Source organism: Bradyrhizobium sp. 26S5 (assembly GCF_036923295.1).
Classification (GTDB): domain Bacteria; phylum Pseudomonadota; class Alphaproteobacteria; order Rhizobiales; family Xanthobacteraceae; genus Bradyrhizobium; species Bradyrhizobium septentrionale.
Genome location: NZ_CP145948.1, coordinates 7,225,811 through 7,250,249 on the forward strand (window position 1 = coordinate 7,225,811; position 24,439 = coordinate 7,250,249).

The 24,439-nt window shown below is 63.9% G+C and carries 21 protein-coding genes, 1 tRNA gene and 1 pseudogene; 12 read left to right on the plus strand and 11 right to left on the minus strand.

Going from position 1 to position 24,439, the window contains the following annotated elements; translation table 11 throughout:
- Positions 1-28: 28 nt before the first annotated feature.
- The 4 genes from V5279_RS34060 to glp all read right to left on the minus strand — a co-directional run bounded on the left by V5279_RS34060 (position 29) and on the right by glp (position 3,955).
- Positions 29-304 (minus strand): hypothetical protein, encoded by a 276-nt coding sequence (locus V5279_RS34060; protein WP_166298357.1) that lies wholly within the window; start codon positions 302-304, stop codon positions 29-31.
- Between the two features lie 89 nt (positions 305-393).
- Positions 394-2,046, minus strand: coding sequence for an OFA family MFS transporter (locus V5279_RS34065; RefSeq protein ID WP_338691435.1), 1,653 nt, complete (start codon positions 2,044-2,046; stop codon positions 394-396).
- Between the two features lie 323 nt (positions 2,047-2,369).
- Positions 2,370-2,639, minus strand: a complete 270-nt coding sequence (locus V5279_RS34070; RefSeq protein ID WP_029079102.1) for a sulfurtransferase TusA family protein — start codon at positions 2,637-2,639, stop codon at positions 2,370-2,372.
- A 62-nt stretch (positions 2,640-2,701) separates the two neighbouring features.
- Positions 2,702-3,955, minus strand: coding sequence for a gephyrin-like molybdotransferase Glp (gene glp, locus V5279_RS34075; RefSeq protein WP_338691436.1), 1,254 nt, complete (start codon positions 3,953-3,955; stop codon positions 2,702-2,704).
- A gap of 189 nt (positions 3,956-4,144) precedes the next feature.
- Between glp and V5279_RS34080 the strand changes: the two genes are divergently transcribed.
- Entirely contained in the window at positions 4,145-5,335 is a 1,191-nt protein-coding gene (locus tag V5279_RS34080; protein WP_166203831.1) for an integrase core domain-containing protein, read from the plus strand.
- A 180-nt stretch (positions 5,336-5,515) separates the two neighbouring features.
- Here the strand turns inward: V5279_RS34080 and mobB are convergent, their stop codons facing one another.
- Positions 5,516-6,043, minus strand: coding sequence for a molybdopterin-guanine dinucleotide biosynthesis protein B (gene mobB / locus V5279_RS34085; RefSeq protein ID WP_029079104.1), 528 nt, complete (start codon positions 6,041-6,043; stop codon positions 5,516-5,518).
- Positions 6,044-6,136: 93 nt separating this feature from the next.
- Between mobB and V5279_RS34090 the strand changes: the two genes are divergently transcribed.
- Together V5279_RS34090 and mobA are read left to right on the plus strand one after the other, a co-directional pair.
- Positions 6,137-7,027, plus strand: a complete 891-nt coding sequence (locus V5279_RS34090; protein ID WP_029079105.1) for a formate dehydrogenase accessory sulfurtransferase FdhD — start codon at positions 6,137-6,139, stop codon at positions 7,025-7,027.
- Positions 6,972-7,673 carry a molybdenum cofactor guanylyltransferase MobA gene (gene mobA / locus V5279_RS34095; RefSeq protein ID WP_338691437.1) on the plus strand — a complete coding sequence of 234 codons (702 nt, stop codon included), beginning with the start codon at positions 6,972-6,974 and terminating at the stop codon, positions 7,671-7,673. Before V5279_RS34090 ends, mobA begins: the two co-directional genes overlap by 56 nt.
- 9 nt (positions 7,674-7,682) lie before the next feature.
- On the opposite strand, the gene V5279_RS34100 is transcribed toward mobA, so the two are convergent.
- Positions 7,683-7,991, minus strand: coding sequence for a hypothetical protein (locus V5279_RS34100; RefSeq protein ID WP_224741450.1), 309 nt, complete (start codon positions 7,989-7,991; stop codon positions 7,683-7,685).
- Positions 7,992-8,119: 128 nt separating this feature from the next.
- On the opposite strand from V5279_RS34100, the gene V5279_RS34105 reads away from it, so the two are divergent.
- The gene (locus V5279_RS34105) at positions 8,120-8,320 is read left to right on the plus strand and encodes a hypothetical protein (protein ID WP_338691438.1); all 201 of its coding nucleotides are present in this window, start codon (positions 8,120-8,122) and stop codon (positions 8,318-8,320) included.
- A gap of 424 nt (positions 8,321-8,744) precedes the next feature.
- Positions 8,745-9,053 carry a hypothetical protein gene (locus V5279_RS34110; protein ID WP_029079108.1) on the plus strand — a complete coding sequence of 103 codons (309 nt, stop codon included), beginning with the start codon at positions 8,745-8,747 and terminating at the stop codon, positions 9,051-9,053.
- Between the two features lie 763 nt (positions 9,054-9,816).
- Here the strand turns inward: V5279_RS34110 and V5279_RS34115 are convergent.
- Together V5279_RS34115 and V5279_RS34120 are read right to left on the minus strand one after the other, a co-directional pair.
- A complete protein-coding gene (locus tag V5279_RS34115; RefSeq protein ID WP_338691439.1) occupies positions 9,817-11,766 on the minus strand; it encodes a molybdopterin biosynthesis protein in 1,950 nt (649 codons plus the stop codon).
- A 9-nt stretch (positions 11,767-11,775) separates the two neighbouring features.
- Complete coding sequence (locus V5279_RS34120; RefSeq protein ID WP_338691440.1) at positions 11,776-12,885, minus strand: molybdopterin-binding protein; 1,110 nt, start codon at positions 12,883-12,885, stop codon at positions 11,776-11,778.
- A gap of 184 nt (positions 12,886-13,069) precedes the next feature.
- Between V5279_RS34120 and V5279_RS34125 the strand changes: the two genes are divergently transcribed.
- On the plus strand, positions 13,070-14,281 hold the full coding sequence (locus V5279_RS34125) for an ABC transporter substrate-binding protein (RefSeq protein WP_414645866.1): 1,212 nt from the start codon (positions 13,070-13,072) through the stop codon (positions 14,279-14,281).
- 147 nt (positions 14,282-14,428) lie between these two features.
- Here V5279_RS34125 and V5279_RS34130 read toward each other — a convergent pair whose 3' ends face one another.
- Entirely contained in the window at positions 14,429-15,397 is a 969-nt protein-coding gene (locus V5279_RS34130) for a TAXI family TRAP transporter solute-binding subunit (RefSeq protein WP_338691441.1), read from the minus strand.
- A 120-nt stretch (positions 15,398-15,517) separates the two neighbouring features.
- Here V5279_RS34130 and V5279_RS34135 point away from each other — a divergent pair.
- From V5279_RS34135 to V5279_RS34160, 6 genes and pseudogenes are all read left to right on the plus strand, one after another.
- Positions 15,518-16,485 (plus strand): annotated as a pseudogene (locus V5279_RS34135) (Bug family tripartite tricarboxylate transporter substrate binding protein).
- A gap of 106 nt (positions 16,486-16,591) precedes the next feature.
- Positions 16,592-16,667 (plus strand) — tRNA-Ile (locus V5279_RS34140).
- Positions 16,668-17,377: 710 nt separating this feature from the next.
- Positions 17,378-18,742 carry a hypothetical protein gene (locus tag V5279_RS34145; protein ID WP_338691442.1) on the plus strand — a complete coding sequence of 455 codons (1,365 nt, stop codon included), beginning with the start codon at positions 17,378-17,380 and terminating at the stop codon, positions 18,740-18,742.
- 260 nt (positions 18,743-19,002) lie between these two features.
- Complete coding sequence (locus V5279_RS34150) at positions 19,003-19,461, plus strand: hypothetical protein (RefSeq protein ID WP_166298369.1); 459 nt, start codon at positions 19,003-19,005, stop codon at positions 19,459-19,461.
- A 141-nt stretch (positions 19,462-19,602) separates the two neighbouring features.
- The gene (locus V5279_RS34155; RefSeq protein WP_338701542.1) at positions 19,603-21,339 is read left to right on the plus strand and encodes a type I secretion system permease/ATPase; all 1,737 of its coding nucleotides are present in this window, start codon (positions 19,603-19,605) and stop codon (positions 21,337-21,339) included.
- 209 nt (positions 21,340-21,548) lie between these two features.
- Positions 21,549-22,811, plus strand: coding sequence for an HlyD family type I secretion periplasmic adaptor subunit (locus tag V5279_RS34160; protein WP_338691443.1), 1,263 nt, complete (start codon positions 21,549-21,551; stop codon positions 22,809-22,811).
- 15 nt (positions 22,812-22,826) lie between these two features.
- On the opposite strand, the gene V5279_RS34165 is transcribed toward V5279_RS34160, so the two are convergent.
- Together V5279_RS34165 and V5279_RS34170 are read right to left on the minus strand one after the other, a co-directional pair.
- Positions 22,827-23,609 carry a response regulator transcription factor gene (locus tag V5279_RS34165; RefSeq protein WP_414645966.1) on the minus strand — a complete coding sequence of 261 codons (783 nt, stop codon included), beginning with the start codon at positions 23,607-23,609 and terminating at the stop codon, positions 22,827-22,829.
- 219 nt (positions 23,610-23,828) lie between these two features.
- Positions 23,829-24,410: a hypothetical protein gene (locus V5279_RS34170; RefSeq protein ID WP_338691445.1), complete on the minus strand. Its 582-nt coding sequence runs from the start codon at positions 24,408-24,410 to the stop codon at positions 23,829-23,831.
- Positions 24,411-24,439 lie beyond the last annotated feature (29 nt).

A 24,439-nucleotide genomic window follows, 5' to 3' on the forward strand; every position in this document is an offset into this window, starting at 1 on the left:
AACCAACCCATTGCGGAGCGGGCGGTTCTCACGTCTTGCCCATGCACTCCTCGATGTAGAACCAGCGGTCGTCACCGGTCAGTCCCTTCGACTTCACCTCGCCGCGGCAGGCCTTGAGCTTGGGCTTGTTGGCGCGCCACTGCGCCTTCATGGCCTTCAGCTTCTCCATGGTCAGCTTGATCTTCGACGGCTTGGCCGTGGTGGCGGCCGGTGCCGGGGCGGCCGGCGCCGCGGTCTGGGCCGAGGCAGCATGAAGCCCTATCGCGAGCAGCGCGGCGGCAAGGCAAATCCGGGTGCGAAACATCAAAATCCCCCAATCCTTTTTCTGTTCATTGAATAAAGCGAACGCCGCAGGCGCCGGGAACCGGCAACCCGCGGCGATGATGATCGCGGTCAGAGGATTTTGACTGCACTGAGCAGCGTCATGTAGATGCCCCAGGCCAGCGGAATGCCGACGAACAGCCAGAACAGCGCCGCCCTGCCGTCCAGACCGCCCTTGCCGATGCCGAACGATCCGGTCGCACCATTGCCGCCGGTCGCCGTCGCCGCCTGCAGCTTCGCCACCTCGGCGTCGCTCATGTGCCACTTCGGATCGACCGGCTTGATCAAATAGTTGCAGATGAAGCCCGCGATCAGCATGGCGCACAGGATGTACATCGTGGTGTTGTAGAGCTGGTCGCGCGGCACGCCGGCGGCGAGCTGGAATTCGCGGATGTAGTTCACCACGACAGGGCCAATGATGCCCGCGGTCGACCACGCCGTCAGGAGCCGGCCATGGATCGCGCCGACGAACTGGGTGCCGAACATGTCGGCGAGATAGGCCGGCACGGTGGCGAAGCCGCCGCCATACATCGACAGGATGATGCCGAAGCCGAGCACGAACAACAGCTTCGAGCCCATCGCGGCGAAGGTCGGCGCTAGGGCATAGAGCACGATGCCGAGCACGAAGAACGTGTAATAGGTGTTCTTGCGGCCGATCTTGTCCGACAGCGAGGCCCAGAAGAACCGGCCGCCGATGTTGAACAGCGACAGCAGGCCGGCGAAGCCCGCGGCGATCGCCGCGATCTGCGCCTTCTGCGGGGCGTCGAGCGCGTTGAAGCCGATATTGGGCAGCCCGATCAGCTTGCCGGCGAAGATCTCCTGCAGCATCGGCGAGGCCATGCCGATCACGCCGATACCGGCCGACACGTTCAAGCACAGCACCCACCAGATCAGCCAGAACTGCGGCGTCTTGTGCGCGTTATCGAGGTGCACGTTCTTGGTCGAGATCATGGCGTTCGCCTTGGCCGGCGGCGTCCAGCCCTCCGGCTGCCAGCCAGACGGCGGCAGGCGGTAGCGGAACGCGCCGATCATCATGAACACCAGATAGATCACGCCCATGGTCAGGAAGGTTTCCCAGACACCGACCGAGGTCGGCGTCTTGAAATAGTTCATCAGCAGATTGGCGAGCGGTGCGCCGATCATGGCGCCGCCGCCAAAGCCCATGATGGCCATGCCGGTCGCCATGCCGCGGCGGTCGGGGAACCATTTCACCAGCGTCGACACCGGCGAGATGTAGCCGAGGCCGAGACCAATGCCGCCGATCACGCCGGAGCCGAGCCACATCAGCCACAATTGATGGGTGATGATGCCGATCGCGCCCAGCACGAGACCTCCGCACCAGCACAGCGCAGAAACGAAGCCAGCCTTGCGCGGGCCGACGCGCTCCAGCCAGCCGCCCCACATTGCGGCGGATAGACCGAGCACGACGAAGAACAGCGTGTACATCCAGCCCATGCTCGCGACCTTCCAGTCGCAAGTGGTCGTGAACAATTCCTGGAACAGCGAGATGTCCGGGCAGGCCTTCGGCGCGGTCAGGCCGATCGCGCGCGACAGCGGCAACCAGAACACCGAGAAGCCGTAGGCCATGCCGATGCACAGATGGATGCACAGCGCGGCCGGCGGCACCAGCCAGCGATTGAAGCCGGCGGCCGCGATCGTGTGTTCCTTGTCGAGGAAACCTGCGCCTGCAGCCGATACGCGTCCGGCGCTGCTCATCGTCGTCATTGAAACCTCCCTGCAGCCGCCGTTGCATCAGGCGTTCTGCCGTGTTCGATCCCGTCCCATCCCATTGCGGCGCAATCATCACATTGCTCCGCGCATTTCCTGCATGCGCCGGGATCAGCCACGCGCATTCCCGAAATGCCAACCCCCGACACGGCCGGATGTGCCCCGGTCGCGCGGCCCGCTCTGAACGTTAGGCCTGCCCTGTATTGCCCCACGCGCCCTGATCCGGGCACGACTTGATCTCCACAACCCGGTGGAGATTATCAATTCGCGCAGAATGGAAAATAGGTGTCGATTGGCAAAAGGTAGATATCAAGCTGCATCTAGCGCGCACGCGGCGATGCAGCATTTGAATTATCTATCGTGCCATTTGCTTTCTCGATCAAAAAAACGATGCGAACGTCGCTTCGTTCGGTGATCTCGACCTTGTCGCCGGTCTCCCGAATGAGATTCGGGATGTCGATCACCGAAAGCGGATCGGTGCAGTGCACTTCGAGGAAATCGCCCGCCGTCACGCTCTTCAGCGCCTTGCGCGTCTTCAGCGCGGGCAGCGGGCATTTCAGGCCGGTGAGATCGAGCTTTGTCGTGGTCATGATTCGACCATGGCGGAGCCGCCTTGCATCGTCAACGCGCCCTGCGTCGTCAACGCCGGCGCTCACATCAGGCTTGCATAGGACAGGAAGCCGACCGTCTGGCCGGGCTCGACGCGCGTCAGCTGCTCGCCCAATTCGACCAGTCCGTCGGTGTCGACCAGCGACGACAGCAGGCCGGCGCCTTCGCGCGGAAACTTGACCGCCTCGCGCGCGCCGTCCGCCGCCTGACGAAGGCTGACGCGGACATATTCGCGCCGCGCGATCTTCTTCTTGTAGGCAAAGGCCGCGCGCACCGGCAACGGCACCAGCGGCTCCTGCCGCGCGCCCATCAGCGCCAGCACGGTCGGCCGCACCACATGAACGAAGGTCACGAAGCTCGCCACCGGATTTCCCGGCAATCCGATCAGCGGTGTGCCGTCGATGATGCCCATCGCCACCGGCCGCCCCGGCTTGATCGCCATCCGCCACAGCACGAGCTTGCCGACCGCCTCGACTCCGGCCTTGACGTGATCCTCCTCGCCGGTCGAGACCCCGCCGGTGGTCAGGATCAGGTCGTGCGCGCCGGCAACGTCGCGCAGCGCGGAGGCAAGTGCTGTGCGCTCGTCGCGCAGGATCCCGAGATCGCTGACCTCGCAGCCGAGCCGGCGCAGCATCGCCATCAGCATGAAGCGGTTGGAGTCGAACAGCTGCGGCGGCGCGCGGTGATCGCCGGGTGAGACCAGTTCGTCGCCGGTGGAGAACACCGCAACCCGCAGCCGCCTGACCACGGTGAGATCGGTCAGTCCCAGCGCCGCTGCGAGCGCGACATGCTGCGGCCGCAGCCGTTGCCCTTCCTGCAGCGCAACATGCCCGAGCGGAATGTCCTCGCCGGCCGGGCGGACATTGGCGCCCGGCTTCAGCCCCGCCGGCAGCACGACATTGCCGTGCTCGAGCCGGACATCCTCCTGCATGAACACGGTGTCGGCGCCCTCGGGCATCGGCGCGCCGGTGAAGATGCGCATCGCCTCGCCGCGCTTCACGGAGGCCTGCGCCGACGCGCCGGCCTGTACGCGGCCGGACAGCGGAAACGCCTGCGCCTCGGTGGTCGGCAGGTCGGCGCTCGCCACCGCATAGCCGTCTACCGCGGAGTTGGTGAAGGGCGGCAGCGGCAGCGGCGCTGCGATGTCGCCGGCGAGCACACGGCCGTCGGCTGCCGCAAGCCGCACGTTCTCGACATCGGACACCCTGCTGACGCGTGCGGCAATCAGGCTCACCGCCTCGTCCACCGACATCATCGGCCCGCCAAAGGCAAAGCAATCGTCGGACAGTTGCGCCATTCCGCCTCGTCAAAGTGAAATGAGATGAGCTCGCGTTACAACCGCAGCGGGATTGTGCTCCCTCTCCCGCCTGCGGGGGAGGGCTGGGGTGGGGGTGCCACCACGGGTACAGACCGGATAGATACCCGACAGTTTAGACCGGCATGATTGCCGACAGGTTTCTAGAAGCATCGGCGGGAGGGCCCGACGATGCCGTTCAGAGAGACCAGTCGGATGGAAGAGCGTATCCGGATGCTTATGGAGTACGAGAGCGGGAACTGGAGCGTGTCGGAGTTGTGCCGCCGTCACGGTATCTGCCGCGACACGTTTTACGCATGGCGCCAGCGGAAGCAGAGCGGCGATCCGGAGTGGTTCAGGGACCGTTCGCACGCGCCGCAGCAATGCCGACAAACGACCGATGCGGCGATTGCAGAGAAGGTGATCGCGGCTCGGCAGCGCTTTCCCTATCTGGGACCGCGCAAGCTGCTCGCCCTGCTTGACCGCCAGGCGCCGGAGATCGATTGGCCGGCGGCGTCGACGATTGGGAGCATTCTCAAGCGCGCGGGGCTGATCTCGCCGGTGAAGCGCCGCCGCCGTCCGCTCGACCAGCGGCGTCCCTGCACGCCGGTGCAGGAGCCGAACGACGAGTGGAGCGTGGACTTCAAGGGTTGGTTCCGCACCCGCGACCAGTGCCGGATTGATCCGTTGACGGTGGCTGACAGCCACAGTCGCTTCCTGATCGAACTGCAGATCGTCGCACCGACGACCGAGGGCGTCCGCCCCCGCTTCGAGAGGGCTTTCCGCGAGCATGGCCTGCCGCGGGCAATCCGCTGCGACAATGGTTCGCCGTTCGGCTCGCGCGGCGCCGGCGGTCTCACCACATTGTCGGTCTGGTGGCTGAAGCTCGGCATTACGCCGCACTTCATCCGTCCGGCCTCGCCGCAGGAGAACGGTCGCCATGAGCGCATGCATCGCACCTTGAAGGCGCAAACATCGAGCCCACCGGCAGATAATGCGTCCGAGCAACAGGCCCGCTTTGACGCCTTCCGAGAGCATTACAATAAGGAACGTCCTCACGAAGCGCTGGGCCAACGGCCGCCGGAGGACGCCTATCGAGCATCTCAACGCACCATGCCGGATCGCGAGCAAGACCCCTGGTATGACGCCGATCACCAGGCCCGCCGTGTTCGCGGCAATGGGGAGATTAAATGGAAAGGCAAGTTCGTCTTTATCGGTCAGGCGCTGGTGAACGAACTTGTCGGCATCGCCGAACTCGATACCGGTGACCACGTCGTCCGCTTCTGCGACCTCGACGTCGGTCTCATCGACCGCCGCGGCCTGTTCACCCGGTTCGCTCCGCCTCGTGAGGGGCTGCGCGAACCGGGCGAACAGACCGCTTAACCCAAACTGTCGGGGATCATGCCGGTCCAAAATGTCGGGAATCATGCCGGTTGAACAACGAGTCACATTGTGGAAAGAGCCCCCACCCGCATCGCATCTCGCGATGCGATGCGAGCTCCCCCGCAAGCGGGAGAGGTGATGCGAATTCGTGGACAGGGCGATCCGACCAAAGGTCATACTTCAGCTCCCGGCCGAAGCCACAGCCAGCACGTCGTCGACCGCGATCGCGGATCGCAGCATCAAGGCCGCGACCTCCTCGATATCGTCGAGATGGGCGATCGGCAGCGACGTTTCAACCGCAACATCGCTGGCGATGCCGACCACGCTCGCATCGTCGGGAAACAGCAGCGGCTTGCCGTTGGCCGCGCGATGCACCTCGATCTTGTTGACCGGCTCGCGCTTGAACCCCTCGACCACGACCAGATCGACCGGCGCCAGCTTGGCGAGCAGCTCCGGCAGGCGCGGCTCGGATGCCCCGCGCAGCTCATGCATCAGCGCCCAGCGCCGCGTCGAGGACACCAGCACCTCGGTCGCGCCGGACTGCCGGTGCACCCAGGAATCCTTGCCCGGCACATCGACATCGAATTCGTGATGGGCGTGCTTGATCACGGAGACGCGAAGGCCGCGGCCAAGCAGATACGGGATCACCCGCGACAGCAAGGTGGTCTTGCCGGCACCGCTCCATCCCGCGAGGCCAATCACTTTCATTGCAGTCTCCCTACCGGCCGGAACCGGGGACTAGGCATCAGCTCTTGACGCTTTATATCGGCTGTGAGCCGTTGTCATGCTAGCCTGACCAACATGATGAAAATCGAGAAAGCGCCTGTTCCCCTGATCGTCCCCAATCCGGACGATCCGCGCCTGACCGAGCGCGTCACGGGCACCGACCAGACCGGCGCGGCGGTCGAGATCAGGGTGCCGGTGGAGCGGCCACTGACGCTGTATCTCAACGCGCAGGAGATCGTCACCATGATGACGATCGGTGACTATCCGGAATATCTGGCGCTCGGCTATCTCCTGAACCAGAACATGCTGAAATACGACGACGTCGTCACCGAGGTTGAGTATCACGACGACCTCGACGTCGTGGTCGTCCGCACCGAGCACAACACCAATTTCGAGGCGAAGCTGAAGAAGCGTACCCAGACCTCGGGCTGCGCGCAGGGCACCGCGTTCGGCGACCTGCTCGAGGCGGTCGAGAGCGTCGCGCTGCCCAAGGCCGAGCTGCGCACCTCCTGGCTCTACCAGATGACGCACACCATCAACACCATGCCCTCGCTCTATCTGGAGGCGGGCGCCATACACGGCTGCGTGCTGTGCAAGGAAGGCACGCCGGTCTGCTACACTGAGGACGTCGGCCGTCACAACGCGGTCGACAAGATCGCGGGCTGGATCTATCGCCATGGCGTCGATCCCGCCGACAAGATCCTCTACACCACGGGACGGCTGACCTCGGAGATGGTGATCAAGACGGTGCGGATGGGAATCCCGATCCTGGTGTCGCGCTCGGGCTTCACCGCATGGGGCGTCGAGCTGGCGCGGCAGGTCGGGCTGACGCTGGTCGGGCGCACCCGCGGCAAGCGCTTCATTGCACTGTCCGGACAGGAGCGCATCGTGTTCGACCAGAATCTCGACTATGTCGAGGATGAATCCGCGCGCCACAAACGCAAGGGCGAAGCGCGTGACGACTGACGTTACGACGCGCCTTGACCCGGCGCAGTTTCCCGGCGTCCTGCTGGCGGGCGGCCTGGCGCGGCGCATGGGCGGCGGCGACAAGCCGATGCGTACGATCGGCGGCCGCACCATTCTGGAGCGCGTGATCGCCCGGCTTAAGCCGCAGTGCAGCGAGCTGATCCTCAATGCCAACGGCGATCCCGCGCGATTCGCGGCGTTCGGCCTGCCCGTGATCGCCGACACCGTGAAGGATTTTCCGGGCCCGCTCGCCGGCATTCTCGCGGCGCTCGATTGGTTCGCGGCGAATCGGCCTGAAGTGGCGCTGGTGCTGAGCGCCGCCGCCGATTGCCCGTTCCTGCCGCGCGACCTGGTGGCGCGGCTGCATCGGGCGCTCACCGAGGAAAACGCGCAGCTTGCGGTCGCGGCCTCCGACGGCCAGTCGCATCCGGTGATCGGACTGTGGCGCGTCGACCTGCGCGACGAGCTCCGCCACGCACTGGTCGTGGATGACATGCGCAAGATCGACCGCTGGACCGCACGGTACAGGCTCGCCACCGTGGCCTGGCCGACCGCGCCGCTCGACCCGTTCTTCAACGCCAACACGATGGACGACATCGCGGAGGCCGAGCGGCTGGCTGCGCTGGACGCGGCCGGCGCTCAATAGAACCGGGTCTCAATAGAACTGGGTCTTCGGGAATTCCTGCAGCAGCTGCGTCCAGATCACCGCGAACGCGATTAGGCCGCCGACGCCGAGCGCCGCCGTGAACCGCGGTAGCCGGCCGATCGCCACCAACAGCCACGCCGGCAGGAAGAACAGGCCGAAGATCATGCCGAGCGGAATCACGGCAAGCCACTGGAAACCGGTGCCGTCGCTCGGCGCCACATGGGCGATGGCATAGAAGGTATAGAGCCAGAACAGCGTGCCGGCCGCGGCAAGGACGGCGGCGATCCGGCGGAAATTGAGGGGCTGGGATGGCGTCATGGAATTGCTCATTCCCCTTGGTCGCAACCCTTGCCTGGCGAGTTCACTGACTGCCGGCCCGCCCCGGCTTGAACTGGTACGCGACCGGCCGCGACAAACCGGCATCGCAAGACCAAGCGGCCGGTGAGATGATCGACTTCCTCTGGGGTATCGTGGTTTTCATCGCACGGGCGATCAATTTCGCCCTCGACATTGCGATCGGCTATGATCAGGTGAAGCGCCTCGCCGGCCAGACGACCGGCGCCGACAGGATCGTCGCCGTGCCGGACGACCCCCAAGCCAAGGTCCCCAAGGCCAAGGTCGCAAACGACGCACGGCGGCCGGATTGACCCGCGCCGGCTCGCTATCCCGCAGGATCAGTCGGTCCGCTGACTGACAGGCTGCCCAGGCTTGGCAACCCTTGCCGATCGGCTCTCTCTCGGGGGCTGGCTACGCACCCGCAACCTCTTCCGCGGGCGCTGCGCGTCGACCGCCAGCACTTCTTCCAGTGTTGTGTTCCTAAATCGAAGCCTTCTTAACATCGCACCGCTCCCTGAGCGGGTGGGAGCCCCATCGGTCGCTCAGCCACCGACGCCTACGACAGGCCGATGTCGGTGATGGAGGATAACCAGCGACGGGACGCTTTGATCCAAAGCAACCATTGCACCTTCGTCTCACGTCACGCGCCATCCCACTACCCAGCGGATATACCTCCAAGTTTCCAATGCACGGGGTGACCGGAAAACGATAACGTACATCGCAGGAGTAGAACCTATGCCTCGCGCGCCTTCGATCGTGCCGCATCAAATCGACCACGACACCTATCTGGTGCTGAACGATTTTGGCCGGCTTGGCCGTGCCTGGTGCGAGACCGACGAAGGCACTGACCGGAAAACGCTGATCCGCCGACTGCTGGAGGACCAGTACAGCCATCCGGTCCGCATCGTGGCCTTCAACACCAACGAAGGATGGTCCCGCGACGTGACGACCGATATTGCCGACGAGCTTCGGCGCCGTTTCGTCGAATACGATGAAGTCCCGCGCTCGGTGCTGGAGTTCGTCGAGATGGCCATGCGGCACTGAGCCGGATCGGCAACCGCAACGCCGATACCCGTTGACGTCGCGACGGCCCGGCGCGCGTGCGCCAAAACAGCATTTTTCCTAGAAATTTCAAAGCGATATACCCTGTCCAGCCCGCAGCGCGAAAATAATTCTGTTTTCACGAACAATGAATCGGGTGTAGAGTGCGCCCGTCTCACCCGATCGAGGGGCGCTTCGTGATCGTCACCGGTGTTGTGGTGAGATGCGGTGGACGCTGAATGGGCAACTGACGAGTGCCCATGATGCGGACGGTGAAGTCGTGTGGTCCTGACGCCCTAGCGGCAGGTGTCTCGTCGCAACACGCGAACGCGTTTTGCGAAGGCGGTGACAAACAAGCCCAGTCTCGCCGGGGAGAGCACGAAGTAAGCCGTAACCCATCGCGCAGGGAAAGCCGGATTGTTCGATTTCACCTGTGGTCCTACCCCCGAGCTTTCACCCTTTGCTCGGGGCCCATGGGTGCAATCGGCACCCGGCTTTCCCTGCGCCCTCTGATCGAGAGAGGGTGAAACGAAGAGCAAAGCTCGGACAATCATGTCGCGAGAATGCGAAGCTGCGTCCCCTCCCACACTGTCATCGCCCGGCTCGACCGGGCGATCCAGTACGCCGCGGCCTCTCGGTTCAAGCACCCCTGCCTCTGGAATACTGGATCACCCGCATGCGCGGGTGATGACACCGAACTAGCTGTTTGACTGGTGAATCAGAACGCACGCAGGGACGACAGCGGTGGAGCTGTCGCGGATCGTGGCTACGCCGGCCTGAACCCCGCCTCGATCAAAGCAGCGCGACCCTCATCCGACGCCAGCGCCTCGAGAAACGCCTGCACCGCGGGCCGCTGCTTGCGCGCCGTGACCAGCGCGAAGTCGTAATGCTCTTCGGCCAGTGGAATGAAACCGAGCCCGGATGCTGCCGCGACCGGCGCGATGGTCATCCCCCAATCGGCGCGATGCTGCGCCACTGCGGCCGCAACCGCATTGTGCGAGCGCGGCTGATTCCAGTAGCCGTCGGGCCGGCTGCCGCCCAGCAGGCGATCGATCAGGATGCGGGTGCCGGCGCCCTGGTTGCGGTTGACCATGATGCAGGCGGGATCGGCGAGCGCTGCGCGCACCGCCTGCTGCGCGCTCAAGCCGGCAAAACGCTTGTCGTCCTTGCGGAACACGATGCCCTGCATGCGCCGCCAGCCCGGCACCAGCTCGAGGCCGTCGGCAAGATACGGCGTGTTGTAGCTCTCAGTCTTGTCGTCGAACAGATGGATCGGCGCGAGATCGCATTCGCCGCGCTTGGCGGCCGCGAGCCCGCCGAGACTGCCGACCGCGATCGAACGCACCACAAGGCCGGCATGCGCCAGCGGTGCGGTGACAAGATCGAGCCCGGTGCAATGGCTGCCGACGATGACGAGATCAGGCACCCGGACATGCGGCGTGAACAGCGTCACCTCGGTCTCGCTGCCCGCCGGCAACTGGTCGGCAAGCGCCTCGATCTTCAGGAAGCCATCGGCCTGCGCAAAGGAGGTGATCGCGCCCGAGCCCTTGCCGCTCGGATAGGCGATCAGGCCGTCGGCGCCTTCGACCAGCGACACCATCACGAACTCGGTCCGCCCGAGCTCGGAGGCGATGCGCACCGGCACCTTCGCCGCCACCTTGGCGTCCGGGCGCGGTGGCAGCCCGGCCATCCGCCGCAGCACCGGCACGATCATGTCGTGGAAGGTGAACATCGCCGAGGTCGGAAAGCCCGGCAGGATGACCACCGGCTCGCCGTCGCAAACCGCAAGGCACAGCGGCTTGCCCGGCTTCAGCGCCACGCCATGCGCGATGATGCCGGGCTTGCCGAGGCGGGCGATGATCCGGTGCGAGACGTCACCTGCGCCCTTGGAGGTGCCGCCCGACAGCACCAGCATGTCGCTCTCCGCCAGCGCCTTGCGCATCGCGGCTTCGAGCAAGGCCTCGTCGTCGGCGATCGCGCCGAGAAAATGCGCGTCACCGCCATTCTCGGCAATCGCGGCGGTGACGATCGCGCCATTGGTGTCGTAGATCGCGGCCGGCCGCAGCACCTTGCCCGGCTGCACCAGTTCGTCGCCGGTCGAGAGGATCGCAACACGCGGACGGCGCACCACCACCACCTCGGCGATGCCGCAGGCCGCGAGCATGCCGATCTCGCGCGACCCGATGATGGTTCCCGCGCGCAACAGCGCCTCGCCGCGTGCGATGTCGGAGCCGGCATAGGACACGAACTGCCCGGGCGATGCCGCGCGCCGGACCTCGATGGCGCCATTGCCGGCGGGTTGGGTGTGCTCGACCATCACGATCGCGTCGGCGCCGCGCGGCACCGGACCGCCGGTCGCAATCGCAGTCGCGGTGCCCGGCAGCACCGGTCGGGTCGGCGCGGTCCCGCAGGAAATGGTCTCGTCGTTCAGCGCAAGTTGCACCGGCGCGGCTTCGCCTGCGCGGACCAGATCGGCCGAGCGCACGGCAAAGCCATCGACATTGGAGCGATCGAACGGCGGCACATCGATCGGCGCCACCACGTCCTCCGCCAGCGCGCGGCCGAGGGCGTCGGCGAGCCGTCGTGTCTCGGACGGCAATTGGCGCGGGAACAGCGCCGTCTCGAAGCGCGCGAGCGCCTCCTCGCGCGACAGGATGGTGAGGAACTGGTCCTGCTCGACAGACGGGTTGGGTTTCGGCGTGGACATATCGGTCATCTCGGGAACTCACTCCCGCAACATATAGGCATCGACGACCGTGCCCGCAGCAAAGCCCTCCGCGGATCCAGCCACGATCAACACGGCTTCGGCGCGCGCGATGGCATCGAGCGAGAGCTCCCCGATCGCAAGCACAGCCCAGCAACCCTGCTGGCGCGTCAGCAGCACGACCTCGGCGAGGCCGACGCCGGAAGCGATCTTGCGCGCCAGCGGCAGCGCCAGCGTCTCGCGCGGGCGCCGGCCCGACAGGCGATCGAGCACGGCAAGCGCAATGGCCCACCAGGCCGCGAACGCCTGATCCGGCGCGCCCGGCAAGGCGACGACCGGCGTCGTATCGATCCGTCCCACCGCCGTGGTGCGCCCGGGTTGCAGGGCAATGCCGTGCGCGATCAATTCGTCACGCCTTGCGAGCGCATTCACCGCAGCATCCGTGCGACCAACGCCGGTGCCACCGATCGTGATGATCAGATCACAGGCAGCTGTATCGAGCGCGTTGGCAATCGCCGCCACATCCGACGGCGCCTCGGTGCAGACGACCTCGGCACCCGCCAGGCGCGCGGTGTCGGCGATCAGTTGCGCAGTCAGCTGACCGTTGGCGACGTTGACGATGCGAAGCCTTGGTCGTCGCACGCGCAACAGCTGCAGTCCGGCCGCCCGCGCGAGCAGGAGATCGCGCGGCAGCAGCGGCTCTCCCGCCGCGATCACGGCGTGCCCTCCCGCAATGTCGCTGCCGGCGCGCCGGACGCCCTGCCCCGGAACTGCTTCGGCAAGCACCTGCGGAAGTGGACCAGAGGTGTCGACGGCGTCGGCATCGACCACGCAATCAGTGCCCTCAGGCATCGTCGCACCGGCCTCGACCCAGACCGGAGGCTCGGCGAGTGGCAACGGCGCATAGGACGACGCCCCGACCAGGTCATTGGCACGCATCGCCCAGCCGTCGCTGACGGCGACATCCTGCGGCGGATAGGCGCACAAGGCCGAGATCTCGGCGGCGATACAATGCAAGGCATCGGCAGGCGGCAACATGATCGGCTCGACCGGCGCGAGGTCGCGCAGCACGGCGGCGAGCGCCGCATCGAGCGGGGCGAGCGAAGCCGGCAAGCGCTGGGTGGTGGCCATGGCCCGCTATGGACTGAATCGGCGGCGAAAGAAACTGTCTCGGACCGGTCCGGACCACCGTCATTAGACCGAAGGCGCGTTGACGAAGCCCCCGAAATAGTTGCAAAAGAAACCAATATGACCGGGTCGCGGAGATCCGGCACAACCAATAATGGCCAATGCGCCAATTCAGGAGGGAGACAGAATGATCGCCACCAGACGAGCCATGTTCGGGACGCTCGCAGCCGCGCTGCTGGCCTCCTCGACCGTATCGGCGCAGGTGTCCGACGACGTCGTCAAGATCGGCGTGCTGACCGACATGAATGGTCCGGCCTCGACACCGACCGGACAGGGCTCGGTCACCGCCGCGCAGATGGCGGTCGACGATTTCGGCGGCAAGGTGCTCGGCAAGCCCATCACTGTGATCGTGGGCGATCACCAGCTCAAGCCCGACATCGGCGCGACCATCGCGCGGCGCTGGTATGACGTCGATCAGGTCGACCTCATTGTCGACGTGCCGGTGTCGGCGGTCGGGCTCGCGGTGCAGAACATCGCCAACGAAAAGAAGAAGCTGTTCATCACGCACTCGACCGGCGCGACCGATTTCCATGGCAAATTCTGCTCGCCCTATACGATGCAGTGGGTGTTCGACACCAGAGCACTCGCGGTCGGCACCGCGCAGGAGGTGGTGAAGCGCGGCGGGGACAGCTGGTTCTTCATCACCGACGATTATGCATTCGGCCACTCGCTGGAAAAGGACGCCTCCGCCATCGTGACCAAGAACGGCGGCAAGGTGCTCGGCGCCGTGCGGCCGCCGTTTGCCACGCCCGATCTGTCGTCCTTCATCCTGCAGGCGCAGGCCTCGAAGGCCAAGATCATCGGCATTGCCGGCGGTCCGCCGAACAACACCAACGAGATCAAGACCGCCGCCGAGTTCGACGTCTTCGCCGGCGGACAGAAGATGGCCGCGCTGCTGGCTTTGATCACCGACATCCACTCGATCGGCCTGAACGCCGCGCAGGGCCTGCTGCTGACCACCTCGTTTTACTGGGACATGGACGACAAGACCCGGGAATGGTCGAAGCGCTATTTCGCCAAGATGAACCGGATGCCGACGATGTGGCAGGCCGGCGTCTATTCCTCGGTGACCGCCTATCTGAATGCGGTCAAGGATGCCGGCACCGACGATCCGCTCAAGGTCGCGGCCAAGATGCGCGAGAAGCCGGTCGAGGATTTCTTCGCCCGCAACGGCAAGCTCCGCGAGGACAATCTGATGGTGCACGACCTCTGGCTGGTCCAGGTCAAGACCCCGGCCGAGTCGAAATATCCGTGGGACTATTACAAGATCCTGGCGAAGATCTCGGGCGACGACGCGTTCGGCCCGCCGGACCCGGCCTGCTCGCTGGTCAAGAAGTGACGACCGAAGGTCGTCATTCCGGGGCGATGCGTCAGCATCGAACTATGGTGCGCACTTGCGCACCTGAGAATCTCGAGATTCCGGGTTCGCGCTTCGCGCGCCCCGGAATGACCGCTGCATAGACGCGATGACGCGTCCATGCAGTGGTCATTTCGCTACCCCGATCTCGCGGAAATATCTGAGCACGCCGGGGTGGATCAGATTGATGTCAGGCGCAGCGGCGACGGTGTTCGCCGCTGTTGTCTCGCAGGCCTGGGCGAGCTTCGTGCAGAACGTCGCCTCGACGCCGTGCAGCGTCTTCGCCAGCCGATAGGCGACATCGTCGGGCAGGCTCTCGCGCACCAGGATGTAGCTCCAGGAGCCGACCGAGGAAATTGCTTCCGTCTGCTTCGGATAGCTGCCGGCGGGGATCGTCAGCGGCTTGAGGAAGGTGTGCTTGGCACGGATGCGGACAATCTCGTCGGCATCAGGCGCGATGAAGCGCGCACCGCTCGCGCTCTCGGCCATCTTGCTGAAGCCGGGCCAGCCGATGCCGGCGCCCCACAGCGCCGCGGTGCGGCCGTCTTCAACCATCGCCGGTCCATCGCCGGCGCGATCGAGATAGATCGACTTGAAGTCCTCGTCCTGCTTCAGCCCGATGCCGTCGAGGATATAGCGCGACAGGATCGGCAGGCCCGAGCCCTTGGCGCCGAACGCGACGGGCTGACCGACCAAATCCTGGATCGTCTTGTAGGGGCTGTCGGCGCGGACCACGAACATGCCCGGGCTCGAATACATCGCGGTGAGGATCTTCAGCTTGGTGGCCTTCGGCCGGCCGATGCCCATCAAGGCCTCATAGGACGGCTCGCCGGCGACGGTTGCGATATCGATGCCATCGGCCTCGAGCAGCGGGATGTTTTCGTTGGAGCCCTTGGTGTTGCGCGGCTCGATCGACAATGTCGGATCGGCCGCATTCATCACCTCGGCAAACGCGTTGCCATAGAGCGGAAAGCCGCCGCCCGGCGTCGCCGTGGCGAAACTGATCGTGGTTTTGGAAATGGTCTTGCCCCCCTCTTGCGCCGCCGCGCCGCCCGCGAGCAGCAGCGCGCCGGCACAAATCATAACAGCGAATTTCATCTCGGGCCTCAAGCATTGCACGTGAGCAAGACTATCGTCGCACGGGCGGGGTCGTAGGCAAAGGCAGCGTTTTGTGAAACCATGCCGGCAACAGTCACAAGAAAATGACGGGAAGAAATGATGATCCGATTTGCGCGTGCCGCGTTGCTTGGTTTGATGTGTTGCATTGCCTCCGTTGCCCCTCCTCCGCATCCGACTATCCGAACCGTCCGGTACGCTGGCTGATCGGCTTTGCCGCCGGCGGCCCGGTCGACATCGTCGCCCGCATCATGAGCCAGTGGCTGTCGGATCACCTCGGCCAGCAATTCGTGGTCGAGAATCGCGCCGGCTCCGGCGGCAACATCGCAGCCGCCGCCGCGATCAACTCGCCGGCGGACGGCTATACGCTGCTGTTCGTCGCGCCGAACAATGCGATCTCGACCTCGCTCTACAAGAAGCTGCCCTACGACTTCCTGCGTGACACCACCCCTGTCGCCAGCATCATGCAGCTTACCAACATGCTGGTGGTCTCGAACGCGATGCCGGTGAAGACGGTTCAGGAGTTCATCGACTACTGCAAGGCCAATCCGGGCAAGATCGCCTACGCCTCGTCCGGCAACGGCACCTCGGTGCACATGTCGGCCGAGTTGTTCAAGGCGATGACCAAGTGCGACATGCAGCACGTGCCGTATCGGGGATCAGCGATCGCCTTCCCCGACATCATCTCCGACAAGGTGCAGTTGATCTTCGACAATCTGCCGTCGGCGCTTGAGCAGTCGCGCGGCGGCAGCGTCCGTGCGCTCGGCGTGACCTCGCCGCAGCGCTGGCCAAGCGTGCCCGACGTGCCGGCGATCGCCGAGACCGTGCCGGGCTTCGAGTCGGTCGGGTTCTACGGCATCTCCGCGCCGAAGGGGACGCCGCCGGAAATCGTCGACATCCTCAACAAGGCGGTCGGCGAGGCCTTGAAGGACCCCAAACTGGTGGCGCGCCTCGCCGAGGTCGGCGGCATCCCGAAGCCGATGACCCCGGCCGAATTCGGCAAGCTGGTGGCTGACGAGACCGAGAAATGGCGCAAGGTCGTCGAGTTCGCCGGCGTCTCGGTCGACTGACGCGGACGGTCAGGGAGCGCGAGGTGCGGCATTGCCGAAACCCCGCGCACCCTGTAAACGGAGCCCGCACCGTTGCCGGCCGCGCCATGCGGCCCGCAAGGCGGCGGGGCCTGTAGCTCAATGGTTAGAGCCGGCCGCTCATAACGGTCTGGTTGCAGGTTCGAGTCCTGCCGGGCCCACCAATGAGATCAAAGGGTTGTAGCCAGTCCCGCACAAGCCAAAAAAGCGCCGCCACAGTTTTCGCCACAGATACGCGCTCTGTCCGTTCCGGTGTCATGCCTGGACGAGCCTGGTTGGACGGTTCTTGTTTTTCCAATCTCGCGAGCTCTCACGACGTTGAGCAACGCAATCACCATCTCTCAGGTCGATAATAGGCACGGGCCTACGAACGATTAACGACTCAACTCTATTCCACCCGACATGATGATCCGCAAGCTAGGTAAGCTGTTGCTTCAGGGTGGGGTGCGCGTGGCAGTCGCGAGCCTGGCGACGCTGTGTATCGCCGGTGTCCTCTACCTCGTTGCAACCCACGTACAATCTGAAAAGCGAACGTTCGTCGAAGTGTCAACAAAGCCGAGCTGCCTGCCCAGCCACTGCCGAGCGAAAGCGCCGGGCGGTCGATGATCGTCCGACATCTGCTCTGAAAATTCGTGTAAGCGAGGCCTTCCCTGGCCAATCGGCCCGAGCGGCACCAGGATTCGCACTTTCCAGTCTCGGCCCGCACAAAGTCAGAAGGCTATAACCGCACCCAAACGGATGTAGCCGATGTTACGGCTCCACACGAACCGCTATATCCAAACTGCCGGCTGGGCTTTCAACCTTCCCTGGATGACATTCTGTCCGGAGTGCAGAACCCGTCCGATTGCGCGGAGCGATTGCGATGAGGAAGGCTATGATGGATTTTTTACGGATGTCGGATGGAATCCGGCTGCATCACGCCTCTCTTCACCACGATGGGTACGATGGTGACGATGAACCGGGCCCTGCGCCGAGCGCCCCGTTCGCGACTGACGCGGTCGGCGGAGCTGCTGCCCTGGTTCATGGCACCGGCCCACTTGCAGGCCTTGGAGCGCACCCGGCGAGCGCGCATACCCAGCATCATGACTCCCATCCGGTTCAATCCGAGCATCCCACCACGTCCGCTTCCGGCGCATCCCATCCCGGGACGGACATTGCCAAGGTCGAGAGCGGAGCGAACACGGCCGGGAACGGCGGAGATGGCTATTTTTACGGGGGGATCATTCACGCGTCGGTGCTGATCTATGAACCGATCAACATCTCTGTAAGCTTGGGATACGGCTCGGTCGCCCTCGCCAGCCAGTCCAACAATCTGAATGTCGATCAATCCGCCTTTCAGATGGCCGGCGTCGGCGGCCATGGCGGCAATGACAACATTGGATCGGGAGGGAGCGTCAGTGCTTCCTCGGGCTTCGACGTGATCGCGACCGGCCACAACAGCGCCGGAAAAGGCGGCAGCGGCTATTTCTCGGGTGCGTTGGTGGACGCTCCTGTGGTGATCTATCATCCGATCAATATTGCGGTGGCGGGCCCGGGCGGAACTGCGCAAGCAAGTCAATCGAACACGGTCGACATCGATCAATCGGCCATACAGATCGCGGGCGTCGGCGGAAGTGGCGGAAATGGCAACGTGGCCGCCGGCGGCAGCATCATCACGCTCGACCCCGGTTGGGGATCAAACGGAGGGGGCGTCTCGGACCTTCAAACGGGCGGAAGCCAGGCCGGCAATGGCGGCGACGGCGTGTTCTACGGCGGACTCGTCCATACCTCCTTCGTGCTGTACGCCCCGATCAACATCGCAGTCGCGGGCTATGGCTCCAACGTTCATTCGGTCCAGACGAATGACGCCGACGTGGATCAATCCATAGTTCAGATCGCCGGCATTGGCGGACACGGCGGCAATGGCAACGCCGCGACGGGCGGCCATGCAAACCTTCTCTCTCACGGCTTGTGGGGCGGCTCCGACACGATTGCGACCGGTTCGAACGGCGCCGGCAATGGCGGCAACGGCTATTTTGCCGGAAGCCTGGTCGATGTCAGCGTCGCCATCTATGCACCCATCAACATCGCAATCGCAGGTCCCCATTCGACGGCCCTGGCCGATCAGGTCAACAACGTGCACATCGACCAGAGTGCGGTGCAGATCGCCGGACTTGGCGGAGACGGCGGCTACAGCAATCTCGCGCTGGGTGGCGATCTTACCGCCCACCTTCTGTCAGACCTTCACCTGATGGGATAGCGCAATATCAAACCGCGCGCGCCGGCCCGGTCGGAAGGCGGCCCTGTGCATACGAGCTCACCCAAAGGCGCCGTCCCCGGACGTTTCGAGCCCGGATGTTGCGGGAAGAATGACATACTTTCGTACGTAGATCGACCGAACCGGATGGTGTCCGATTTGACATCTATCGTCATCGCGCATGGGCGGATCAGACTTGCCGCGCGCGTCCGCCTGATCGGGATGGATGATGCGAGACAGCCAACAGAAGCACGGAGGCTCACATGTTGCCCAAGGCGATTCACATCTCGGATTCGATCGAATTCAAATCGATCAACACCGGTGGTCAAAGTGTCGGAAATGGCGGCGATGGTACCTTCAAGGGAGCTATCATCAGCAAGCCGACGGTCAACTTCGATCCGACCAACAAGGCAGAAGGCGCCGATGTGCATGTGAGCACCGGCGATCACGTGACTCAGAAGGCGGATTGGGACGCCGGCGGCGCAAACGCGACAGCCTCGTTGTTTGCGAAAGCCAACGGCGGAGCCGCCGAGTCGAACGGAAGCCAGAAATCCTACAGCGGCCATGATACTTCCAAGGTATACGCCAATACGGATGCCACTCAGATCAACAAGCTCGCGGTGGACCAGCATCAGGAGGTCCTGGCCGGCATCGGCGGCAATGGCGGAGACGGCAACGCCGCGTTGGGTGGAGAAGTGAGCTTCCATCTCGATACGCTCTGACCACCGGTTCGTCCGACTGGCAGGACCGGTGGCCACCGCCGCCGGTCCTAGAGTTCAAGCGAATGCCCCGCCGATGCCGTTGGCAGATGACGCCGACCATCGAGCAAGTGCGTCGGACCTCGATTTCAGGCGGTGACGATCATGCTGATGCCGCCCATTCAGATGCCGATCCTGCCGCAGATCCGGACACCACTGCATGCGGCCCTTTGGTGCTGCGCGGGACCGCTCGGTCTCGTATTCGCGTATAGTTGCAGCTACAATCTGCTTCTGTTTGCTCCCTCCATCTACCTTCTTCAGATCTACGACAGAGTCTTGTCGAGCCGGAGCGGCGACACACTGCTCCTGCTCACGCTCATTGTCGCGATCACGGTGGTGGTCGGAGGGGTGTTCGATGCATTGCGCCGTGCACTGCTGGCGCGCCTTGGCGCCTGGCTCGACGATCGGCTCCGTCCTTGCGTGCTTTCGGCCGGCCTCGAATCGGCGTTTCGCAGCGATTGGACGCAAGCATCCGGGACATATCGGGATCTCACCGTGCTGCGCCAATTCATTGAGTCCGGCGCATGTCCGATGCTGTTCGACGCGCTCTGGACGCCCTTGTTCCTTCTTGTCCTCTTTCTCATCCATCCCTTGCTGGGCGTAGTCGGTGCCTGCTGCGTAGCCTTCCTGTTCGCTATCACCCTTGTCGGAGATCTGGTCACGGAAGACGTTCTGCTCAGATCCGGCACCGCACTGTCCAGAAGCTACGGCCGCCTCCAGGCTGCCGCTGGCAACATCCACATGATCCGCGCCATGGGAATGCTCGATAGCGCTGCGCGCATGATCCATCACGACGCGCAGGAGGCGCGCAGGGAGCACGATGCGGCAATCCGGCGGGGCGAGATCGTCATGCTGGTCACCAAGCCGGTCCGCGCGCTGTCGCAGGTCTTGATCATGGGGGCCGCCGCGTGGCTTGTGCTCGATCACGGGAAGAGTCCGGCAATCATCTTCGCTTCCATGCTGATGTTCAGCCGGGCGCTCGCGCCGGTCGAAAGTGCGATCGCAGGCTGGAAGTCACTCGCGACAGCCGCGAGCGCCTGTCAGCGGCTCGGCGCGCTTCTCGCCGCATTCCCCGCCGCCGGGCAGCGAGATACGGAGATTTCGCCGCGGCAAGCCCGGAGCGGGCTCGTCGTCGAGAATGTCGGCGTCAGGCTTGCAGGGACCAACCATCTTCTGCTGAACGGCGTCTCGTTCACGCTCGCGCCCGGAGAATGCCTCGGCATTGTCGGTCCGTCCGGGTCAGGCAAGTCCCTGCTTGGCCAGGTGATTGCCGGGCTGTCGATGCCAACGCATGGCCGTGTTCTTCTCGACAATACCGACGTCTCGCTGCTTCGCGAAGGCCGAAACGGCCACCATCTCGGCTATCTTCCTCAGGACATCGACCTGATCGGCGATACGATCAACGACATCATCGCACGGCTCGATGATGCCGATCGGCGGAAGGTCTCCGAAGCGGCCAAGCTCGCCGGAATCCATGAGGCGATCATGCGCCTGCCGCAGGGTTACGACACGGTGGTCCACAGTGAGAAAGTCTTCTCGCGCGGATATCGGCAGCGCCTGGGTCTGGCCCGCGCCTTTTTCGGCAGTCCACGCCTCGTCGTTCTCGATGAGCCCAACGCCAGCCTCGACTACGGGGGCGAGCGAATGCTGCTGGATGCCATCCAGCGCATGAAGCTCGCAGGTGCGATCCTTGTCGTCGTTACGCACCGCATGGGTCCGCTGGCAGCCACGGACAAGATCGCCATCATGGAAGACGGTGCGGTCGTCGCGTTCGGCGACAGCGAGGAAATTTTCGAACGGCATCTGAGCCGTCCCCAGCTTACATCGCAGATTGCGCCATGATCTCGAGCTTTTCTCACTATCTGGCGAAACTTCCAGCGGTCTCGAGACTTCCCGTGATCTGGGACCAGGTCATGCGAACGCCTGCAAGGCCCCCGTTCGCCGGACGACTTGGAGCCGTGGTTACCGCAATCGATGATTTCGAGCCTCTTGAATATCCATGGTGCTCGACACCCACGCCGACATCTCCGCGCCGGAGGCTTCGCGGTATCATGCTCGCGGGCAATCTGCTGGTGGCCTTCTTCATGCTGGGGCTTGGCACATGGGCGAGCCTCGCGCCTCTCGAGAGCGCCGCGATCGCGTCCGGCGTCGTGGAATCAGAATCGAGCCGCAAGACAATTCAGCATCTGGAAGGAGGTATCGTGAGGAAGATCCTGGTTTCGGACGGCGATGTCGTGCGAAGCGGACAGATGCTGATCGCGCTGGACGACACCCGAGCCGGTTCGGAGGTGCAAAGCCTTCAAGGTCAGTTGTGGGATGCAATTGCCCGTGCCGCACGGCTTCAGGCCGAGCAGCAGAGATTTGAGAGGATCGCAATCCCCAGCGCGCTGGAACAGGACAGCAGGCAGAATGGAGTGGCCGCCGCAGCGCTGTCGGCGCAGCAGTTCATTTTTCAGGCACGTCGGCAGGTTCACGAGTCGCAGCTTGCGGTCATTCGCGAGCGAATGCTTCAAGTTGAAAGGGAGATCGAAGGTCTCAGGGCTCAGGAGAGCGCTACCAGGCAGCGAATCGATATCGTCCGGGAGGAACTGGACATGGTCACGACCCTCGTCAACAAAGGACTCGAACGGCGGCCGCGGCTTCTGAACCTGCAGCGCGAACTGGCCGACGTTGAGGGTCGCCGCGGCGAGATCACCGCACAGATTTCCCGCGCCGGGCAGGTCATCAGCGAGCAGCAGGCCACATTGTTCAAGCTAGAGAGCGAAAGGCAGAGCGAGATCGCGCAGTCGATTCGTGAAGCGCAGAACCAGATATTCCAGCTCCGCGAGCGGTTGCTTGCGGCCAGGGATCAGCTATCGCGAACAGAGGTCAAGGCGCCTGAGGATGGCGTGATAACCGACCTGCGGATCCATACAGCCGGCGGCGTCATCGGGGCGGGTGCGCCGCTGATGGACCTGGTACCCCGGCAAGACCGCCTCATCGTGACCGCCCGCCTGAGACCCGAGGACATTGATGTGGTTCACGCCGGCCTCAATGCCGAGGTGCATCTCGTACCGTACAATCAGCGTCGCGTGCCGCGACTGAAGGGGACTGTCGTGCATGTGTCCGCTGACCGGCTTCTCGACAAGCGTACCGACCAGCCATACTACGCAACCAGGATCCGGATCGACGACGCGCAGATCGCAGAAAACGACATCCGGATCGTCCCCGGTATGCCGGTTGAAGTGTTCATCACGACAGGGCGCGGCACCGTCGCACTTTACGCACTCAGGCCCCTGCTCGATAGCTTCCGCGGTGCATTCAGGGAGGATTGATCCTGGTCAAGGTGACTAGGTCTCCGTCGTCAGAGCTGCGCCCGGCTCGAGATCACGACTCTGCGCGGGCAACCGGCCGCGCCAACGGAGGACCGCTTCCGTGCGATTGTGGGCGGCACATTTCCTCATGATGTGCTGAATGTGCATTTTGACGGTGCTTTCCGAGAGGTTCAATTTGGCGGCGATAAGCTTGTTGGGCAGGCCGAGCTCCAGTTCCGCCAGAACGTGCTGCTCTCGAGGCGTGAGATCGGCCACGCTCCTGTCGATAGCCAGCCTGGCTGCCTCGTTGATCAGATATGCGGACGCGAGCCCACGCGCGTTCGGCGGCTCGAAATCCGGCATTTTGTTCATCCCGGCGACGGGCAACGGCCTGTAGACGCCGCCGACGAGAACAAGGCGCAGGCCAGCTATGGCGATCTCGATTGGTAGCGAGGTGGAAAGAAAGCCGCGCACGCCCCGCTGCATCGCGGCCTGCACGGTCGGCTCGTCGTCATGATTTGACAGGACTACAACGGCGGCGTTGGGACAGCACTCCGCAACGAAGGCAAAATCGTCCTCAACCGAGGGATCGCCGATGGGTTTGTCCGCGATACTGAGCACCACCAGACGAACATCACGGGCTGACGTGCAGTCCAGGCTTTGGACTGTCGCCATGTCAAGGATCTCGAGTTCGTCGAGTTCCCGCCTGAGGACGTTCAGAATGCATGTGCGAGGCAACAGGAGCGGCTCGACGATCACCAGAACCGGCAAGTGAAGGGATTCATTGAGCCGCTTTGAGGAGTGCGCTATGTCGTGCATGATTTCCCCGAAGTTAAAAGAATTTCCGCGATATTCCCATTTCGCCTCTCGTGATGCTGCATTCGTCCCGAATGCGGTACTACGAGAGTACAGCGCCAGTGTTGGTGCCGTATCCACTACGGGATCGCTTGGCACGGGATCACTTGGCGCTTGGCTGGAAATTCTTTCCGCTCAAATCATTTGGGCGCATACCGCGCAGTGACGCAGTCGACGCATTCCCTAATTGCAGATATTTCGATACGCGATTGAAGCCGCCGACCCTGACTTGCCGTCGACGACATATGCTTCATCCTCCTTCACGAGATACAGAAACGGCATATCTCCAGTCTCGCTGCCTGACGCGCTTCTTCCTTTTACACGCCCGCAGATCGTATCCACGGGGCGTCCAAGCGTGTTCTTTCGCATTGCGCGCTTCATATCGCTAAATTCGACCGATCCTGGATCCTCCATCCTCGTCGCGATCGTGACCTTTGCCTTGTCCAGGACAGGATCTGATGTGCCCGCGGGGCGTTCGGATGGCGAGACGCTGATCCTCGTTCGCGGAGCTGCCGCTTTGGTGAGGTCGGCCGATCCCCGCTTCTTCGGGGGTTTCTTGCCGGACCTTGCCGGAGTGGCAGAATTCGATTTGACGATCGCAGGATCTGGCGCCGATGCCGCTGGCATTGGCTGCGCGGGTTGGACGACGGCAACCCTGTCGAAACAGGGTTGTGACGCGCACCCAAGGAAATATCCTCGGGAAGGCGCAACCCAGCCAAAGCCGATCAAGACTCCTGCCAGCACTCCAACAAAAAGCAGTCCCATCCGATTCCCCTCCTCGGGAGCTCGGCTCG

Bases quoted from the DNA above. Each gene is read 5' to 3' on its own strand.
- V5279_RS34060 (WP_166298357.1), bottom strand. From the start codon at position 304: ATGTTTCGCACCCGGATTTGCCTTGCCGCCGCGCTGCTCGCGATAGGG.
- V5279_RS34065 (WP_338691435.1), bottom strand. From the start codon at position 2,046: ATGACGACGATGAGCAGCGCCGGACGCGTATCGGCTGCAGGCGCAGGT.
- V5279_RS34070 (WP_029079102.1), bottom strand. From the start codon at position 2,639: ATGACCACGACAAAGCTCGATCTCACCGGCCTGAAATGCCCGCTGCCC.
- glp (WP_338691436.1), bottom strand. From the start codon at position 3,955: ATGGCGCAACTGTCCGACGATTGCTTTGCCTTTGGCGGGCCGATGATG.
- V5279_RS34080 (WP_166203831.1), top strand. From the start codon at position 4,145: ATGCCGTTCAGAGAGACCAGTCGGATGGAAGAGCGTATCCGGATGCTT.
- mobB (WP_029079104.1), bottom strand. From the start codon at position 6,043: ATGAAAGTGATTGGCCTCGCGGGATGGAGCGGTGCCGGCAAGACCACC.
- V5279_RS34090 (WP_029079105.1), top strand. From the start codon at position 6,137: ATGATGAAAATCGAGAAAGCGCCTGTTCCCCTGATCGTCCCCAATCCG.
- mobA (WP_338691437.1), top strand. From the start codon at position 6,972: ATGTCGAGGATGAATCCGCGCGCCACAAACGCAAGGGCGAAGCGCGTG.
- V5279_RS34100 (WP_224741450.1), bottom strand. From the start codon at position 7,991: ATGACGCCATCCCAGCCCCTCAATTTCCGCCGGATCGCCGCCGTCCTT.
- V5279_RS34105 (WP_338691438.1), top strand. From the start codon at position 8,120: ATGATCGACTTCCTCTGGGGTATCGTGGTTTTCATCGCACGGGCGATC.
- V5279_RS34110 (WP_029079108.1), top strand. From the start codon at position 8,745: ATGCCTCGCGCGCCTTCGATCGTGCCGCATCAAATCGACCACGACACC.
- V5279_RS34115 (WP_338691439.1), bottom strand. From the start codon at position 11,766: ATGACCGATATGTCCACGCCGAAACCCAACCCGTCTGTCGAGCAGGAC.
- V5279_RS34120 (WP_338691440.1), bottom strand. From the start codon at position 12,885: ATGGCCACCACCCAGCGCTTGCCGGCTTCGCTCGCCCCGCTCGATGCG.
- V5279_RS34125 (WP_414645866.1), top strand. From the start codon at position 13,070: ATGATCGCCACCAGACGAGCCATGTTCGGGACGCTCGCAGCCGCGCTG.
- V5279_RS34130 (WP_338691441.1), bottom strand. From the start codon at position 15,397: ATGAAATTCGCTGTTATGATTTGTGCCGGCGCGCTGCTGCTCGCGGGC.
- V5279_RS34145 (WP_338691442.1), top strand. From the start codon at position 17,378: ATGATGGATTTTTTACGGATGTCGGATGGAATCCGGCTGCATCACGCC.
- V5279_RS34150 (WP_166298369.1), top strand. From the start codon at position 19,003: ATGTTGCCCAAGGCGATTCACATCTCGGATTCGATCGAATTCAAATCG.
- V5279_RS34155 (WP_338701542.1), top strand. From the start codon at position 19,603: ATGCTGATGCCGCCCATTCAGATGCCGATCCTGCCGCAGATCCGGACA.
- V5279_RS34160 (WP_338691443.1), top strand. From the start codon at position 21,549: ATGCTCGCGGGCAATCTGCTGGTGGCCTTCTTCATGCTGGGGCTTGGC.
- V5279_RS34165 (WP_414645966.1), bottom strand. From the start codon at position 23,609: ATGCACGACATAGCGCACTCCTCAAAGCGGCTCAATGAATCCCTTCAC.
- V5279_RS34170 (WP_338691445.1), bottom strand. From the start codon at position 24,410: ATGGGACTGCTTTTTGTTGGAGTGCTGGCAGGAGTCTTGATCGGCTTT.